We start from the raw sequence: 18,639 nt of genomic DNA on the forward strand, positions 1-18,639 counted from the left end.
CTGTACACTGTTAAATTTTATTGCACCTCTAAGCCTGAAATACTTAACCCCTGTGCATCAACTGCCTTTAATACTACTTTATAATTGCCCGCGTTGATGCTTGTACCTGTTGTGGTGCTAACGGTTTTCCATTTATCGGCCGTGGTTGGGCCAAACTTCATGGTACCGGCTTTCATTACCGTGCCGTCGGCGGCCAATACTGTTATTTCTGCTGTTAACTGCTTTTCTGTTGTGTTTAAATATTTTATCCGCAGTTCATGCACATCGGCTACACCTGTAGATATTGGCCAGGTTATACTGCTGCCCGATGGTGTTTTAAAAGTGACCGCCTTTTTGCCTGCAACATCACCTCTAACTACATCATCGCCTGCAATGGTGGCCAACTCTGCTTTATAGGCTGTTGTAGGCTTTAAATCGGTTGCTGGTTCCATTTGGCTTACGGGTACAACCGCAATAAAATACATGGGTGCCTTATCAGCACTGCTGCCTAAGTTAACCTGACTGCCAACTTTAAAACGTTTATGATAGATATTAAATTTACTGCCGCCATTGGCGTCAGTTTGTACAAAGGTTTTGGTAAAATCATAATCGTGCATCCAGGCGGGTATTTGCTTAACGGCTTCGTTGATGCCGATATAAACATCAGCGTCGGCACTCAAGCTAAATTTGGCCAATAAATCTCCTTGTTGATTGGTAACCTTGGGCACTTTGATCCACTCGGCACCGTAAAGGTTAGGTGGTAAATCGCTTATCTCTGTTTCGTCGTTATCGTAGGGCTTATCGCCGATATCCAGCCAGCTTTTTAAGTACCAATTTTTTGCCTGTGACGGATCAGTAACCACCAGGTTGTTAATTAACGATGCTGAGGCCGCGGCTGCCTGGACATTTTGATTTGCAGAAGCAACAGCGATAGCTGAAATAATAGCCTGGCCGGATTGAACCCTGGGGAAACTAAGGGCAAGGTGCCCATCGGTAATATGTACTTTAACCGTTTTTTTTAATGCTTCATCATGCCCGGCCTCGTGCCATATATCCAGGTTATGAATAATAACCTGATCATTTACAGCTACATCGAACAATCGCCAGCCGGTACAATCCATCCCGCCGCCGGTTCCATACCAGGGTTCGGTAAAATATAACTCCAGTTCGTAATCCCCATCCGGAAGGGGAAAGTCATATTTCAGCTTATTTAAGCCATAACGGAAGGTTTGAAACAGGGGTGAATCATTAGTCCCGCGTATTAAATCAAATATTCTTCTCTGGCTGCCAAACATTGCCGGCATCCCCGCGAAATCATCTGTCCACGAGCTAGAGCCCCAGGTTTTGTTGTTGGTTTGATGTACATCCGCCAGCCATAAATTGCCAAACTGATCCCGGTAATCCGGCCCGCCGCAATTAACCCGGTATAGATATTTTAATCCCGATTGCGGCTTAAGCAGGTTTTTATTCCCCTGAAGCAGGGATGCAAAATTAGGCGCCTGGGGCAAATGGTTTAGAATAATAAAATCCCGTGCTACGATCTTCCCCTTTACATAGCCAACCGCGTAAAGTACATTATATTGGATGTTCACCCTGTCCCATTGAAAATGGGTACCTATGCCACCATTCGTTTTTTTGCCAAGCGAAACATCGTCCACATCGTTAAACAATTCAACTTCATCACAATTGGAGTAAACGCAGATGCTGTCCCTTGTACCCGGAGATAACCAACGGTTTGGCCAGGTATGCGATACGATGTAGACCATCGGCTCCTTATCTTTTGGTGAGTAATTGGCCCTGTACAGGTAAAAGGCATCCGTAGGCTCTCCCCAGGCGGTGAGCAAGCCTTTGTAATTTACTGGGCCGACACGATCAAGCTCACGTAAGCCTTCGCCACCCTGTACCCTGCCCGGGTTTTCGTGCGAACTAAGCAGCCACTGAAACTGACCGGCAGTTTTGTTTTTAACAGATTCTGCCAACCGGATTTTAGTTTCCATCATTTGATCCAAACGGTCTTCACTCAAAGCTCCGCTTGGTACAAACGGGCCTTCAGTATGCAGATCGATGCTGCGCCAGGCACCGTACTCCCCTATCAGTACCTGCTTTTGTACATCAGCAGCATAAGTTAACGGATCGCCGCCGTAAGTGCCCGTCCAATTCTGCGGAACATCCCAGTCGGTACCCGCACCGCCATTGCAAGTGGTGATTTTGCGCTGCGATGATGCCGTAGGGTCCAGCTGGCGTATTATTGATGAACACTCTGCTGCAAATTCTGCAGGTAATTTACTTTCGTTTTGTAAACCCCATAAAACATTAGCCGGATTGTTGCGGCGCTCCTTCACCCAATCGGCCAGTAAAATCTTAAAATTTTCTTTAAATTGAGGGGTGTTGTACCAGATGTGCGCGGTGAACTGCGGCCACCATAATATCCCCAACTCATCCCAATACTTTTGGTATTCCAGGTTATGAGGCTGATGTGCATCGCGAAAAGCGTTAAAACCTGCCGACTTAACCTGCATCACCCTTGTTTTTACCTGCTCCTTAGTAAAGGCATGGCTATTGCCCATTAAATGTTCATACTCGGCTACGCCGTTGATAAAAACGGGTTTGCCATTTAATAAAAATACCTTACGATTATCCGAACGGCCGATGGGCCAGCTAATCCACCGGATACCATAAGGCGTGCTTTCCTGATCGGTAAGCCTTTGCGCATCAATAACTTTTGAAACTACGCTGTACAGATAGGGGTCCTGCAACGACCATAGCCTTACATGCGTCAAATTTAACATCTGTTTGTATATGGATGTAGCACCACCTGGCAGGATAGCATCACTGCTTACTTCGCCTACAACTATTCCGTCACGATTTACCAAACGGCTTATTACCGTGACTTTTCTTTCTTTATTGCTGTAACTTTTGACTTCTGTTTCTATGTTCAGGCGGGCTGCCTTTTCGGTTACGGTGGTATCATTCCAAATATGAACCCCAAAGGGTTGTATACGCACCGGGTTGGTAACAATCAGGTGTACCGGCCTGAAGATCCCCATGGGTTGCGATCCTTCCGAAAAACCAACCTCGTCTGACGATCCGCCGCAAACCCAGGGCAAATCCTGGATATGGTCGGGATGATCTGCCCGAACGGCCAATAAATTTGGTTTGCCGGATAGCAGGTATTTGCTCACATCAAGCGTAAACGTGGTGCGGCCACCGGCGTGGTAGCCAACCTGCTTGCCGTTTAGCCACACGGTAGCGTACGAGGCAACACCTTCGAAATATAAAAAATAAACCTTACCGGCAGATACGCAGTTTACGGTAAAACTGGTACGGTACCAGGCATAGCCATGCCTGTCGCCATGTTTTAAGCGGCGATAACCTTCATAGTTATTCCACGTATGCGGAACATTAACCTGTTTCCAGTTTTTGGTGTTAAATTCAGGGTTTTCGAACCCGGCATAAGCATTTTGATCACTATCTGAGGCAATGGTTAACCAACCGCTGCTTAATGAAATATCCTGCCGGATGTGTGATTGCGACAAAACATGGAACGGGCCAAGCACAAATACCCACAGCAACAGGCATTTACCCATTAACGTTAAATAACCTGATGAACGGCATTGCATACCGGGCACAATGTATTTACTCATATCGTCTTCAATAATCCGTTTACCGTATATGTTTTACCCGCTTCGGTTTTAAAACTTGTTTGCATGTCGCCATATTTCAGCACACACTCGCGTCCTATTTTAGAGGTAACCTGCACCTGCTGCAATTTGCCACCCTTCCATAGCATATTCAATACAAAGCCGCCACGGGCGCATATTCCCTTTAACTCGCCATCAGGTAATGAGGATGGCAAAGCCGGCAATAAATCAATATATCCCTGCTGACTTTGTAACAGCATTTCGGCAATACCGGCCGCTCCGCCAAAATTACCGTCGATCTGGAACGGCGGGTGTGCATCAAATAAATTATGATAAACACCTCCCCTTTCTTTGGCCGATCCGTTTTCGGCAACGCTCAATAATTTATTAACCAATAGCATCGCATGGTCGCCTTGTTTAAAACGCGCCATCAGGTTTACCTTCCAGGCCAAACTCCAGCCGGTACCCTCATCACCCCGGTACTGAAATGATTTTTCGGCAGCCTTCATCATTTGCGGCGTTGAATCCCAGGTAATATCCGTGCCGGGATAAACACCCCAAAGGTGCGATACATGGCGATGAGTATCCGCAGTATCATCTTTATCTTCCATCCACTCCTGGAGCTGGCCAAATTTGCCTACTTTGTTTGGAGCTATCTGCGCATACTTTTCCTGTAAGGTTTTCCGGAAAGCATCATCAGTTTTTAATATCTCGGATGCCGATATACAATTTTTGAACAGATCGCGGATGATCTGCCGATCCATGGTAGGCCCGGCAACCAAGCCACCGTGCTCAGGTGAGTTGGATGGGGTACTGATTAAAAAACCGGTTACAGGGTCTTTAACCAGGGTGCTCACAAAAAATTCTGCGGCCCCCTTCATCTCAGCATAGTGTTTTTTCAGAAAATCGATATCGCCGGTATACAAATAATGCTCCCATAACTGGTGGCACAACCATGCCGCGCCTCCCTGCCAAATGCCATGATTGGATGCGTTGATGGGTGCTGTACCCAACCAGATATCGGTATTATGGTGCAAAATCCAGCCCGGTGCATCATAATGAATTTTTGCAGTTTGCGCCCCTGTTACTGCCAACTGGCTAATCATCTTAAAAAGTGGCTTTTCGCATGGAGTTAAATTCAATTCCTCTGCCGGCCAGTAATTCATTTGCAGGTTGATATTGGTGGTAAACTTACTTCCCCAGGAGGGCACCATCTGATCATTCCAGATTCCCTGTAAATTGGCGGGCAGCTTACTATTTGGCCGAGAACAGGATATTAAAAGATATCGCCCATATTGCATATAAAGCGCCAGTAAACCGGGATCAAAAGCTACGGAATAAGTTTTTATCCGTTCGTCGGTAGGTACATCAACTTTGCCAGGGCCAAGGTTAACCGAAAACGTATTGAAATATTGCTGATAGTCTGTAATGCTTTGCGCTTTTAATTGAGCAAACGTTTTAGTTTTTGCAGCTTGTAAAGCCTGTTTGCAAATCTCATCAGGTTTACCGGACACATCCTTATAATTCTTAAAGCTGGTAGCTGCGGTTAAGTATATGGTTACGTCATCAGCTTTGCTTATGCTGATTTGGTTATTGATAACTTTAACAGTGCCACTTAGGGCTTTAATATACAGATAGCTAACCGCTTTTAAAACACCCTTTTGCACTTTTACATCAAGCGCAATGGTATTAGCATCAACCTGATGAACGGAGGATATTTTGTGAGAGGTTTGCAATAAGGCCACCATGTTAATTTGCCCTGGCTTACTTGCTTTTAAATGAATGATGATAGCTTTGGCGGGGTCGCTTGCCAGGTATTCGCGGGTAAAGTTAACACCATTGCTGTTATAGGTAGTGGTGGCAACAGCCTTGCCGATATCCAGGTCGCGTTTATAATCCATTACCTGCGATGAGGTTTTGAAGTTGAGGATCAGATCGCCGAAAGGCAAATAATCGGCCTGATAGCTTGGGTAAGCAGGAGGATTAGCATCCTGGATCCAGTATTTCCAGTTTCCGGCAAGTTTAATTGGCTTGATAACAGTTCCTTTTTCGTCAACTCCCGATATGGTTTCGCCGCTGGTGATTCCGCCTTTAACAGAACTTACCTGCACACCTACAGGATAAATCATCAACTCCTTTGCCGCGCTGGTTAAGCCTCCCTTATCATTAAAGTTAAAAACCTGTATGGCTAAAACATTGGTACCGGTATGCAAATCGGCTGCCGGAATGATGTATTTACGGTAAGCAGTGCCGCTTGTATTACCTATTTGCTTACCATTGATATAAGTAAAATCAATATCGCGAACGCGGCCCAAACTCAGTAGTAAATCTTTGCCTTTCCAATCAGCAGGCACTTCAAATATTGTTCTGAACCAGACTGCTCCATCCAGGCCCTCAAAACCTGGCGCTTTTTCCCAGCCTTGCTCGGTAGGCAATTTCATGATTTTCCAGGCAACGTCCTGAAATGATTGTTGTTGCGGGCCGTTAATGGCACGCATTTTATTGACCCAGGCTGCGGAATCGGCTGGATAAGTATCCTCGTTATTCTTTTTGCCCATAAAATGCTTTTCGGCCAAAGCTTCTGCTTCCGCTTGTTTGCCTGCAAAAAGCAAATTTCTGATTTCGGGAAGATAGGTTGCCGCGCCGTCGCGCTGATATTTGCGTGGCGAGCCGCTCCATAAGGTTTGCTCGTTAAACTGAATCCTGTCTGAGCTTATTCCGCCGTAGAACATGGCGCCGAGGGTTCCGTTGCCAATAGGTAAAGCATCGGTCCATTTTTCGGCAGGTTTTTTATACCAGAGTTTAAGATCCTGACTAAAAACATTTTGCGCCGCAGCTAACAGCAACAAAACAATAATAACACGATTAAGCAAATGCTTCATAAATTGGCCCGGGATTATTTATCGGGTGTTTGTATTGGTTTATAATGACGTCTTCTTAAGTTTCTGATTATCAGCGCGTCTGTTTTTGATCTAACAATCAGTATTCATAATTTATAGCATCGGCACGCTCAGTCGCCGCGTGAAGGGGCTTGTTACTTTTGTCTTGACACAAAAGTAACCAAAAAGTCAAGACTGCCCGATCCTTCCTCCCGCGAGGCCAACACCCGGCCCGGCGTGCAGTCAGGCTTTTGCGCACTTTTCTTTCTGCACCTAACTGTCTGCGAGGTTCAAACGTCATCCCAGTTTTTTTGTGGCTGACCGGGTCCATTACTTATAATAACATTTTCTTAAGTTATTGATTATCAACACCAACCCCCCCTCCACCATGTCATCCCGACGGGAGGAGGGATCTTTTTCGCGCGAAAAGTATACAGCATGTCGGCTACGCTGATTGTCAATCCTGTATCTGCGCCTGGTAATCAGTATCCTCAATTTAAAACATCGGCACGCTCAATCGCAGCGTGAAGCAGCTTACCCAACCCTCCCCGTATGGAAGGCTTTAAAAGTCTCCCCTACTGGGGGAGATTTAGAGGGGGCTTTGGAGTGCCCGATCCTTCCACCCGCAAAGCCAGCTCCTGGCCCGGCGTGCAGTCAGGCCTTTACGCACCTTTGCATCCGGATCAAATAAACAAATCCAACCCCCACCTAATCCACGCTGTACAGCGGTCTTTAAAAGTCTCCCCTACCGGGGGAGATTTAGAGGGGGCTTAGCCTCAACAACAAATATATCGGGCCTAACGCATAATTTGGTATAGTATATTTTCTATCTGCTATACAATATTACCACCGGCAAAATCTTAATTAAAAAGCGCGTCTAAAAATCGGTTTGCACCACCTTTGTTCATACCCGCATCATATACCGGTACAGCGGTATTCCCATCTACAAAACCCAAAACCAAACAAGCGCCTTTACCTAAAGTTAAAGTATTGGTACCCGCCGGGAAAGTATATGTATGCAGGTTTACGGATGGCAAACCGGTAATAAATACCGCGTTGGCTATTTTAATTTCAGCTTGCCCATAATCGTTTGCGCTGGCATCTGTTTCCAACTGAGGCTCGGGTAAGTACTGCTTATCTTTGGCATTAAAAAATCCTACAATAACTTTAACCGGTTGCTTGCTGGTGAATTTTAGCGTTGTACCTTCTTTTACCTGTGCGGCTTTTGATAACGGAATACCTTTAAGTTGTTTTAATACCGGGTCGAAAACAGTAGCGGTAGCCGTTGTATCTGTAAATACCGACTGTTGAGCGCCCAAATTATAATAATCGCCGGTTTGGCTAAGTAATTCAACCTCGGCAGGCTTTAAAGGAGCCGCCATTTTCGCTTCCGGGCCATTTTGTTTTAAAAGTGCTACGTTGCTTTTAAACTTATCCAACTCCTGCTGATACATGGGCAATAGCTCGGCCCAGGTTTTATTTTTACCATCGTTACCCCCTATCGGGATTTTTCTTTGCTGGGTTTGCATACTGTTGGCATACAGATAGGTATCCTTTGTAAGGGCGGCCAGTTGTTTGTAATAGGATACACTACTTTCCAGGTAAGGGATAGCAGCTTCCAGGTCGGCTATGTTTTTTGAGTATTTATACTTTAACACTTGTAACGCTGCCTGCACCTTTGCGGCATAAAAATTGGCGAGGGCATTATAACAATACATATCGTTTTTTACCCGTTCAAATTCCGCTTTGTTGGTTTTGATACCCGGCGCTGCATTTTCAACAGCCGCTATGGCCTTTTTACCGCGAATTACAATATCATTTAAAACAGCCACCGGCGTTTCGCCAATGTGGGGCTGATGTTTCCATTCCTTTTCGGCATATTCGCCTATCATCTCCCCTTCCGGGCCTTCAGAATTATATAATAGGGTGAACAAGCCGTACCGTTCAGGGTTGATCAGCTGGCTCATAAACATGCCCAGCGTTAAGGTTTGGCGGTTGCCATCGGTTATGCCATAACGCCTTAATAACTTAGGCTCAATTTCGCCCGATTGGTTATAAGCTTCTAAAATATCGCTTCCATACTTTTGGCCGCAACCGAATTGATTGGCTATCTGGCCCGACCAGTATTTGTTTTCCTGTATGCTATCGCGATGGCAGTTCCAGGCATAGCGCGACCACTCCTTATACCAAAGCCAGTCACGATCTATTTGTAATAAGCGGGTATCGGCTTTGTCGGCAGTATAAGGCCAATCCCAATAAGATGACTCCGGGTATAAATGAAGCCCGTTTGATTCATAAGTATTATGCATCGCCAACACGCACTTTTGTATAAAATCCGACGAAGCATAGCGGAATGGCTCCAAATTAGCCATAATATGGATGTTCTCAATCTGTACGCTCCCCAAGTGGCTCAGGGTGCGGTGCAGTTCAGCCCATGGGCCGCGGGGAGTATAGGTGGTTAAAGCCTCGCCATTGTATTTAGCCTCGGTATACAAGTTTTTATACAAAGGTAAAGCGTATTTCATTACGGTTGGCGCATCAGTATCATGGGCGCGGAGCACAATGGGCGGTTCATCTGTTTTGCCTAAAGCCTTCAACCCGTCTTTTACGCCGGGGATAATCGTTTTGGTAAACCAGTCGATATCATCCTGCCCCTCACCTTCCATCGCTTCGCCTAAGCAAACCATCAAGCCTACATTGGGATACTTCTCTACAAACGCCGCAATCGACTTACGGGTATAATCGGCAATCATAGGAATGATCGGACGGTTCCTGTCCTGCGTTTTGATATGGTTATGCTCGGCAAATGGCTTGGACACCAAAATATTATAAAACATCTGGATCACCCAGATGCCGCGTTTGTTAGCCTCTTCGGTTAAAAATTTAAAAACCTCTTCATTTTTTTTAAAAGTAGCATCGTCAACTTCAACCGCGTAAGGGTAATCTTTTAAGCGTACCAGCGAAGCAAAGGGATGCCCGTTCCATAAATAGAGCGAATTCATCCTGTTCTCTACCATCTGATCAAGATATTTTATCCAGAGGGCTTTATCGTAAAACCAGGGGAATGTTTCGGGGGTATAGGGATATTCGTAAACGCCGCGCCCCGGAAGATAAGTTGTTTTTTGCAAGCCGATGCAAGCGCCGCGCAGCACCATTTCGGGGCGATCAGTCATCGAAATATTTTCGGGCAACTTGCCTTTTGCTTTAATCTGGTCGGCCAACTCCATACATCCATATAAAGCGCCCGAATTATCGATGCCCGAAATAACGATATTTTGTTGCTTAGATGAGGAAATAGAAAAGCCTTCCTTGGTATCAGGCAATTTTTTTAAAGGAAGCTGATATGCCGAAGTGGCTTTAATAATCAAAGCATCACCTACTTTGCCTACAACAATTACTTGCCCAGTTTTGGGTAAAACACCTTGCTGCGTGGTACTCACGGCGTATCCGGCAGAAGTTAAAGCGCCTGCTAACTGGTGTGCGCCAAAAACAACCCTGGCGTGGGCACGGGTAGCTATAACAATAGTGATTTTATTTTTAGGTAAGTTACCCGCTATGCTACTCAGGGCAAATAGCAAAGTGTAACTTAGTATTAATGTTTTTATCAGGTTTTTCATGATCATCATATTAGGTACTTAAACCTGGGCCTTTCTTAAATTTTTGCGTGTTTCAAGCCAGCCGCTGAATAACAGGTTTTTGTTGATGGAAGGTTTAGGGAAAAACAAACTGGCTATATAACCAACTACAATTACAATAATGTGGCTATATACGCCAAGCATATATTTATGCTGATTAAAATTAAACTTACCCAAATTGATTAAAATATGCTTATCCGTACCCAAACCAATTTTAGTAGAGGTTAAAAAAGCGTAGGCGGTAAAACATACGCATGTGATAACGCCAATCAACAAACCCTGCCTGTTAGCCCTGGAACTGAAAAGCCCCAGTAAGAACATCCCGGCAATACCGCCCGAGAATATAGAGTACAAAGTAAACACAATGCCCAGCACGCCTTCGTCGCCAGCCATCAGGTAAAGGCTCGCTATTAAAACGGAGCCTACACCACCGAATATCACTATCCAACGGCCTGCTTTTAAGTTTTGTACGTCATCATGTTTAGGGAAAATCCTTTTATAATAATCCTCCACGCCAACGGCACCCAAACAGTTCAGGTCGGAGCCTAAGCTGGAGATAGCTGCGGAAATTAAAGCGGCCAATATTAAACCCACTACTCCAGGCGGCAGATTGGTCATGATAAAATACGGAAAAACAGCATCGGCGCGCATCCCCGGCGGCAAAGGGTTTTGTTTGTAAAAAACAAATAAAGCTGTGCCTATAAACATAAACAAGGCCCATAGAGGCACGGTAAGGCCTACACCCAACAAGGCCGCTTTGATGGCCGACTTATCGCTTTTAGCAGTTAAGTACCTTTGCACCATGGTTTGATCGGTACCGTATTTTTGAATGGCATAAAAAATACCATTGATAGCCATCACAATAAAGGTTAATTTTTTAAAGTTGAAATCGTACGGGCCGAAACCTGTTTTACCATTGCTCGACGCGATATGCCAAAATTCGGCAGGGCCACCTTTTACCGCGAATAAGATGATCACCAACGAAACTACGCCACCTATGATGAGCAAAAATCCTTGAATTACATCGGCCCAGATCACCGCCTCAATACCGCCAATAAGCGTGATAATAATAACGATGATGCCGATAACCCATATAATTAAAAAGGTATTAGCTCCTGTCATGTTAGATAGCGCCAGGGCCAGCAGAAAAAACACCGTTCCCATTTTTGAGAAGTGCGTTAAAACAAACGCGATTGAACTATACAGGCGGGCAAAAACACCAAATCGTTTTTCGAAATATTCATAAGCGCTTAAGCCGATTACTTCGCGGTAAAGCGGCACGATGAACCAAACCATAAAAAGTAACACGATTGGCACCATAAGCCCCTGTATCAATAAGATCCAGTTGGATGAATAGCCCTCACCCGGATAGGCCAAAAAAGTAACGCTGCTTACCAGTGTAGCCATCAGCGACATCCCTATAGCCCATGATGGAATGGTGCCCGCAGAAACAAAATATTTAGCGGTTGTATTTTGATTTCTACCAAAGCGTAAACCTACACCCAGCGAGGTTGCCAGGGATATAATAATGATGAGGTAGTCAATAAAATGTAATGTTTCTCGCTGCATAATAATTAGTATAGGCTGTATTGGCGTATGGAGTGCGGCCAGGAATAGCTTCCGGGTTTAATGGTAATGTATAATTGGGGCTTCTCGTCGTTACTCATCCTAATCACACCTGCGGCCAGTTCTTCAACCGGGTAAATTTTTGAAATACCCAATTTTTTTAAGATAGCGGATGACGTTGAGCCACCCTCGATGAGTAATTCGTTGATGTCGATTTGTTCAAAAACCATTTTTACAATGATTGCGGTTTTTTCCCTTAATGTCCGTGCTTGATTTAACTCGTTGCCCGTGCTTAAAGGATCGATGGCTATAATGGCTTGGCCAAATGTAGTGATATCCGAAACAATTTCACTACACCAGCTCTGATACTTTTCCTCATCAAATGTATCTGATTCGATGATCCCCGGAGGCATATAACTTACGGGAGCACCAGATTGCTTTAGCTTAGCAATCGAGTTGCTGCTTTCGCTGAAAGCAGTGCCGGATACGATGAGTACAGGCGGTTTAAATACTCTTGGCGGCTTTTGTTTCGCTTGCTCATCCGGAATAATCAATTTATCCAGCAGTGCTGTAAAAAAACCGGAAGCACCGGCTATCAGCATATTTTTATTAACCTTATCTGCCCAGGCCCTTAAATCGTCAACACTGGCGGCATCACCAACAATAATGCCTTCGTGCTGCAAGGTTTCATGATGTTTTTGCGAATAAACATGAATACCTTTTTGATGCAAGTGCTCAACCACGGCCGATGTTTTAACCGGAAATTCGGGATCGTTGGAAAAATTGCTCAGATGCAAGGGGCCCGAACTTAAAAGGTATTCGCCATTAATGATTGTACGCCCCAGGGCGGGGTTGGCAGGGATAAGCAAAGCCCTGGAATGGTTTAGCTCCTGTATATGAACCAGTAACTCTTCGGCCACATACCCACGTAGAACTGAATCTACTTTTTTGAATATGAAGGTCGGGTTAAGCTTGGCTACCTCCCTGGTAACCGCTTCCATGTGTTGCTCCGCTTCCTGCTTTTGCATAGAGCGGGTATCGGTAGCAATGACCAGCAGATCGGCCTTTGATTGCAGGTTTACGTGGGTATTCACTTCAACACTCAAGTTGTAGCGAAGCCCTATGCCACCTAATTCGGCGGCGCCGGTAAAATCATCTGCAATTACAATAATCATTACGCTTTAACCAATTTCTCCGCGTTGCGATGGTTGTGCAGTTGTACTGCTGATTGTATGGCCAACACCATAGCATCCGGACTTGCTACACCCTTGCCTGCTATCTCAAAAGCGGTACCATGATCAACCGAGGTACGGATAATAGGTAGCCCCATGGTAATATTAACCCCTTTTACGCTGTCCATTTGTTTCTTTTCGCTGTTCCATTTAAAGCCCGAAAGTTTAAAGGGAATATGCCCCTGATCATGATACATCGCAACCACGCCACCATAATAACCTGTAGCCGCTTTGGCAAACATAGTATCGGCAGGCACGGGGCCTTCCACATCATACCCGCGCTTCAGTGCTTCTTCAACAGCCGGCAAAATTTCAAGGTCATCTTCTGTGCCAAACAAGCCGGAGTCGCCAGCATGCGGGTTAAGGCCGGCAATACCGATCTTAAGGTTTTTTTCGCCTAATTGGATCAAACCGTTGTGAAGCAGTTCAGTAACTTCAAGAATGCGGTCTGTTTTGACCAGGTCGCAAGCCTGCCGCAACGATACGTGGGTAGACACGTGGATTACCTTCATGTTATCTTCAACCAATAACATGGCGTATTTTTTTGTATTGGTAAACTGCGCGTATATTTCGGTATGACCAGCAAAGTGATGGCCTGCCTCGTTAATGGATTTTTTATTGATTGGCCCGGTTACGGTAGCATCGATATCACCCGCCAAAGCCAGGTCGATCACTTTTTTCACCGCCTCAAAAGAAGCATTGCCTGCCATTGCCGATATTTGCCCGAATTGTATTTGCGACAGGTCCGCATTTTTTAAATCAAAAATATCGGGCTTGCCAAACTGAAACAACGCTTCGCTTATATTTTGTATGGGGTTTAACTGGATATTTAAACCTAACTTCTCCTTAATCTGGCTAAATACCCCCGCATCGCCTACTATAACAGGGCGGCATATTTCATATATTTCAGGCAGAAGCAATGCTTTTAATGCTATCTCGGGGCCAATACTGGCTGGGTCGCCCATGGTAATACCTACTATCGGTTTCAGTTGCATGTTAGTTAATCTTTAATCCTTCAAGTTCCATTATTTCGTACATTCCTTTAATCAAAGCGGCGGCTTCTCCGTCGCTTAATGGCTGCAATGGCGGCACCACATGGGGTTTACAGAGCCCTGCTTCGTTCATCAGCACCTTGAGCGCCCATAATGATTCGCCTAACAAACGGCCAGATTGGTACAGGTTGCCCAATAGGTCAGACTGCTTTTGCAGCGCGTGTACTTTTACTGAATCGCCGTTTGAAGCCGCAATGGCCATATCTTTATAAATGCCGGGGTGCAAATTGCCTGTGCTGGGCACCAGTCCGTCGCAACCATTGAGTATCCCCTCATCTGACCGGCCTGCCCATCCTAAAAAATGACTAAAATCCGCCCTGTCGGCCCACAATTTTAATGATTGCTTTAAGCGTTCATCGCTCCGTTCAGAATCTTTGGTGGCTACGATATTATCATGATAACTTAACTCGTCAATCACTTCCAAAGAGATGGACATGTGGGTGGTAGCCGGGATATTGTAAATAATAAGCGGGCCGTTGCATTTTTCGGCCAGTTGCTCAAAATATTTCTTCACCTGGTCGTCAGATAATCTGTAATACGACGGCAAATTAGCTACCACGGCATCCACGCCATGATCAAAGGAATATTTGGCCAAATCGACAGATTCGTCAAAGCAATTGGATGCTATCCCCGCGTATAACATATCGCCGGGCCGTTTAAGCTTCCCAGCTAATTTAATATAGTTATTTTTAAGGTCGGTACATAACGATGCTGCCTCTCCGGTGGTACCTAATATAAATGGGAATACCCCGTTTGAGTGAAAGTTTGCAAACATATTTTCAACGCCACCCTCATCAAGCTCAAAGCTTTCTGTAACTGGTGTTACAGCGGGTACAACAATTCCCTGATATTTCTTTTTTATTTTCATTGTTAATAAGCGTCTGTATAGATGTCTACTGCGTCCTGGTAATTTAATTCCCTCGGATTATTTTTTAATAAACGTGTTATTTTCATGGCGTCCTCAGCCATTTGGGGTATCGCGTCTTTTGGAATACCCACATCCCGCAACCTGGCCGGGATACCGCACTCGCGGATCAATTGTTCTATTTTTTCGATTCCTTTTTTTGCCGTTTGTAAATCATCATCTCCCCTGATGCAACCTAAAGCAAGTGCAACACCTGCATACTTACCGGGCGCGGCGGAGCTATTGAATTTCATCACATAAGGCAACAACAATGCATTCGACAGGCCATGCGCCAGATGAAACGAACTACCTAAGGGATAAGCCAATGCGTGCACGGCGGCCGTATTAACCGGGCCCAGGCAAAAGCCGCCCAACAGACTACCCATCGCAACCTGGGTACGAGCTTCCTCATCGTCGCCGTTTTTTACAGCTTGTACAATATGAGCGCCTATCAGCCGCATCCCCTCATAGGCGTATAGATCAATAAAAGGCTGTGCAAACTTATTGGTATAGGCTTCCAGACAATGGGTTAAGGCGTCCAAACCTGTGGCGGCCGTTATAGAACCCGGTACACTCATCGTTAAAAGAGGATCTACATATACCGCGTCTGGAACCAGGTAAGGGCTGATAATGCCTTTCTTTTGATTTTCCGGATCAACTAAAATAGCGTTAGGCGATACCTCGCTGCCTGTACCGGATGTTGCCGGAACACAGATCAATTTTTTGCTACGGCCTTTTAATAAACCGATACCTACAATATCAGCTAATGATTGCGTGTTATCCAACTGGGCGGCCACTAATTTGGCTACATCCAGCACGCTGCCACCGCCGATACCAATCACCATATCTGGTTTAATTTCGCCGGCCTGTAACATCAGCTTGTCAAAATCGGCAAAGGTGGGCTCCTGTACAATATCAGTATTAACAGATACGGTTATATCTAAAGCTTCCAATTGTTTGGTGAGCTCTTCAATTTTGGATAATAAAGGCGTGATGGTTAAAATAAAAACCTTTTTACAAGATAGTTTAGCAATCTCGGCGGGCAATTCGGATATGCATCCTTTGCCAAAAACGAGCTTAGCAGGAAAGTGAATAGTTAAATTCGGAATGCTATTCATTTAAATGGGATAATAATTTGATGTTTATTATGCGATTTACCTACGGCAGTTTCGCGTAAACGTGTTTTAACAGGTTGCTTTGCAGTATTTGTTTGCCATCGGCATAAACATGTAAGCCTTTGCCTTTATGATACTTGCTGCCGGTTTTGTCCCAAAGTATGGTGATACTGTGGCCGTGGTAACTAACATCATCAAGGCAAAACCAATCCCATTGATTTTGAGGGATTAATGGGTCTATCTCCAATACGTTATCCAAACGTGGTTTTAAGCCTACCAGATCGTTAATTACCAGATCGGCAAAGCCGGAATGGTTATAAAATGTGCTTCGCGGATTATCTCCCTTGAGCCACTTCCCAGTTTTTTCGTCCTGGTATTCGCCAATGTAAGGATGGCCGTTCATTTGCTGCGACCAGGCATATTTGTGCAGGGCATCATAAAAAACATGGGCGTTCATTTTTCCATGGTTTTTATAATTAGTAAGCAGGTTGGCTAAACTTTTCAGGTCCTGGGTGGTGGCATAAGGCCAAATGGCACCGTCCCACTCGCATTTTCCAACACCATGAGTGCGGAATTTAGGGTGGCGCCTTTCGGCTGTAGTTAATCCCCAGGGCGCATTAAACCCGGCAGTATCAATCAACTGATCCCAGGCTTTTGCATATTTAGGCTGATCATCCGGTAAATTAAAATACCAGGGGATAAAACCGATGGCCTCGCGGGCATCCGATAAGCCGCCTTTTGCAAACTCTACCTTAAAAAATGAAGCATCATTGTCCCAAAGTGTTTTTTGAACGAGCGATTTAAGCAGTACGGCTTTCTGCGTATATTTATTTTTGAGCGAATCCACACCGGCTATCTGGCCCATGCTGGCTAAGGCCCTGGCATTACCGTACATGTAACTATTAATGGTTGGCCTGATATTTTTATCCTTACGCGAGCCGCTTATCGATTCTTCCATCGCATCGCGCACGTCAAACTGCCAAAACATCTGGTTGGGCAGCTGTTTTTCTATTTCCCATTGATGATAATCAGCATCAAGAGCGGGCAAAATATGCCGGATAAAAGGTTTGTCTAAATTGACCAGGTATCGGTTATAAACCGCATCGTCAATCCAACTGCTGAAATTATGAAAGTGATTTTTGGTTTGCTTAGGTACCGTATAAAGCCAAAAAGATATATAATCCTGAATGTATTGCTGGTTGTGCAGCCAGCGCCCCTCGTTAACCTGATGCCCTACTGCCGAACTGATGGTATTATATACGCCGGCAAATTTAACAGGGATGATAAATTCGGTAAATACAAAGCCATCCGGGGTTTGTACCAGGTGTTTCCTGAAACTCCACCAGCGGTAATAGTACATCTGTTGCAGAGTAGTATCCGGGCACTCAAACAAGGGGATATTTTTTGAGAGCCAATCAAACGATTGTGCGTTAGGCACATAATTTTTTACCGCCTCGGTATCAATAGAGTTAAAATAGTTTACGTAGCGTTTAAGGTTATTTAAATTAAGTACATGCGCATTACTTTGCGCACTGCACTTGTTATTAATTAATAATAACAATAAAACGGCAAAACCTATTTTATAGATACATTTCAACATATTCAAAACCTCAGTTCACTATTTTCAATAAGAATATTATTACTAAAACAACGCAAAACTACCTTTAACCGCGCGCCCTTTGTTGTGATATTTTCTCTTTCTATAATACGATATTATCATGCTATTTGCAGAACCATTTCCCGTTATAACTAACCAGCACGATAATAATGTTTATTTTCCTTCTATCTATGAACCATTTTGCAAGATAAATTAATACAATACTCGGAAAATTAAACGGCCGTTAACCAGAGCCTTATCATCATAATTGGTTGTAACAAATATATTTTACAAGCGCATGTATTTACTGTACCATTTTCCCTATGTGTTGTACCATATTATCCTGTTAACCGAGCCAGGAAGATATTTTTATAGAATATATTGGAAAGCCGCTGGCGTCGACAGGCAACTTGTTTATTATTCGGTTAGCTTTATAAAATGAAAGGTTTGCAGAAATTATTAGCGATAATTACACTGCGTAATTGAAACCTCTATACTAAAACGGCTGTTAATTGAAACGATTATAATTGTTAATATGATACAAATACGATAATGAAAATACACCAGCAAGTAATACAACTTAAGGAAAAACGGCGGGGCTTTCACCTGATCACCGGTGAGGTAATACATACTATGCCTCAAATAGCCGAAATTAAAACAGGGATTTGCCAGGTTTTTATTCAACACACATCCGCATCGTTAACCATTAATGAAAATGCCGACCCAACGGTTAGAAAGGATTTTGAAATGTATTTTAACAAGGCCGTACCCGAGAATGACCCAGACTACCTGCACGACGATGAAGGGCCAGACGATATGCCGGCGCATTTAAAGGCCTCGTTAATGGGCAGTTCGGTAACGATCCCCATCCGTAACGGCAGATTGGCTTTAGGGACATGGCAGGGAATTTATTTATGCGAACACCGCGATTATAGCGGCAACAGAAGTTTGGTGATAACGGCCTGGGGCGAATAGTATTGGCTCAAAAATACATCCCCAGTCGTTAAGTAAATTACCGAACTACAGGTAAATTGTGGTT

At 44.5% G+C, this 18,639-nt stretch carries 10 protein-coding genes; 1 reads left to right on the forward strand and 9 read right to left on the reverse strand.

Annotated elements, in window-relative coordinates; genetic code table 11:
• Positions 1-17: 17 nt before the first annotated feature.
• The 9 genes from MUCPA_RS33560 to MUCPA_RS33605 form a co-directional block, all read right to left on the reverse strand.
• Positions 18-3,623: a malectin domain-containing carbohydrate-binding protein gene (locus MUCPA_RS33560; protein ID WP_008512825.1), complete on the reverse strand. Its 3,606-nt coding sequence runs from the start codon at positions 3,621-3,623 to the stop codon at positions 18-20.
• On the reverse strand, positions 3,620-6,502 hold the full coding sequence (locus tag MUCPA_RS33565; RefSeq protein ID WP_008512826.1) for a glycoside hydrolase family 95 protein: 2,883 nt from the start codon (positions 6,500-6,502) through the stop codon (positions 3,620-3,622). The genes MUCPA_RS33560 and MUCPA_RS33565 overlap by 4 nt, the downstream gene beginning before the upstream one ends.
• An 857-nt stretch (positions 6,503-7,359) precedes the next feature.
• A complete protein-coding gene (locus tag MUCPA_RS33575) occupies positions 7,360-10,116 on the reverse strand; it encodes an alpha-d-galacturonidase (protein ID WP_040628666.1) in 2,757 nt (918 codons plus the stop codon).
• Positions 10,117-10,134: 18 nt separating this feature from the next.
• Complete coding sequence (locus MUCPA_RS33580; protein WP_008512828.1) at positions 10,135-11,703, reverse strand: sodium:solute symporter; 1,569 nt, start codon at positions 11,701-11,703, stop codon at positions 10,135-10,137.
• Positions 11,704-11,708: 5 nt separating this feature from the next.
• Positions 11,709-12,875 carry a four-carbon acid sugar kinase family protein gene (locus MUCPA_RS33585; protein WP_008512830.1) on the reverse strand — a complete coding sequence of 389 codons (1,167 nt, stop codon included), beginning with the start codon at positions 12,873-12,875 and terminating at the stop codon, positions 11,709-11,711.
• Positions 12,875-13,927 (reverse strand): 4-hydroxythreonine-4-phosphate dehydrogenase PdxA, encoded by a 1,053-nt coding sequence (gene pdxA / locus MUCPA_RS33590; RefSeq protein ID WP_008512833.1) that lies wholly within the window; start codon positions 13,925-13,927, stop codon positions 12,875-12,877. The genes MUCPA_RS33585 and pdxA overlap by 1 nt, the downstream gene beginning before the upstream one ends.
• A gap of 1 nt (position 13,928) precedes the next feature.
• On the reverse strand, positions 13,929-14,852 hold the full coding sequence (locus MUCPA_RS33595; protein ID WP_008512835.1) for a dihydrodipicolinate synthase family protein: 924 nt from the start codon (positions 14,850-14,852) through the stop codon (positions 13,929-13,931).
• Between the two features lie 2 nt (positions 14,853-14,854).
• Positions 14,855-16,006: an iron-containing alcohol dehydrogenase gene (locus MUCPA_RS33600; RefSeq protein WP_008512836.1), complete on the reverse strand. Its 1,152-nt coding sequence runs from the start codon at positions 16,004-16,006 to the stop codon at positions 14,855-14,857.
• A gap of 40 nt (positions 16,007-16,046) precedes the next feature.
• Positions 16,047-17,603, reverse strand: coding sequence for an MGH1-like glycoside hydrolase domain-containing protein (locus tag MUCPA_RS33605; RefSeq protein ID WP_008512838.1), 1,557 nt, complete (start codon positions 17,601-17,603; stop codon positions 16,047-16,049).
• Positions 17,604-18,152: 549 nt separating this feature from the next.
• Between MUCPA_RS33605 and MUCPA_RS33610 the strand changes: the two genes are divergently transcribed.
• A complete protein-coding gene (locus MUCPA_RS33610) occupies positions 18,153-18,575 on the forward strand; it encodes a secondary thiamine-phosphate synthase enzyme YjbQ (RefSeq protein ID WP_008512839.1) in 423 nt (140 codons plus the stop codon).
• Positions 18,576-18,639 lie beyond the last annotated feature (64 nt).

Source organism: Mucilaginibacter paludis DSM 18603, from assembly GCF_000166195.2.
In the GTDB taxonomy this organism is placed as follows: Bacteria; Bacteroidota; Bacteroidia; order Sphingobacteriales; family Sphingobacteriaceae; genus Mucilaginibacter; species Mucilaginibacter paludis.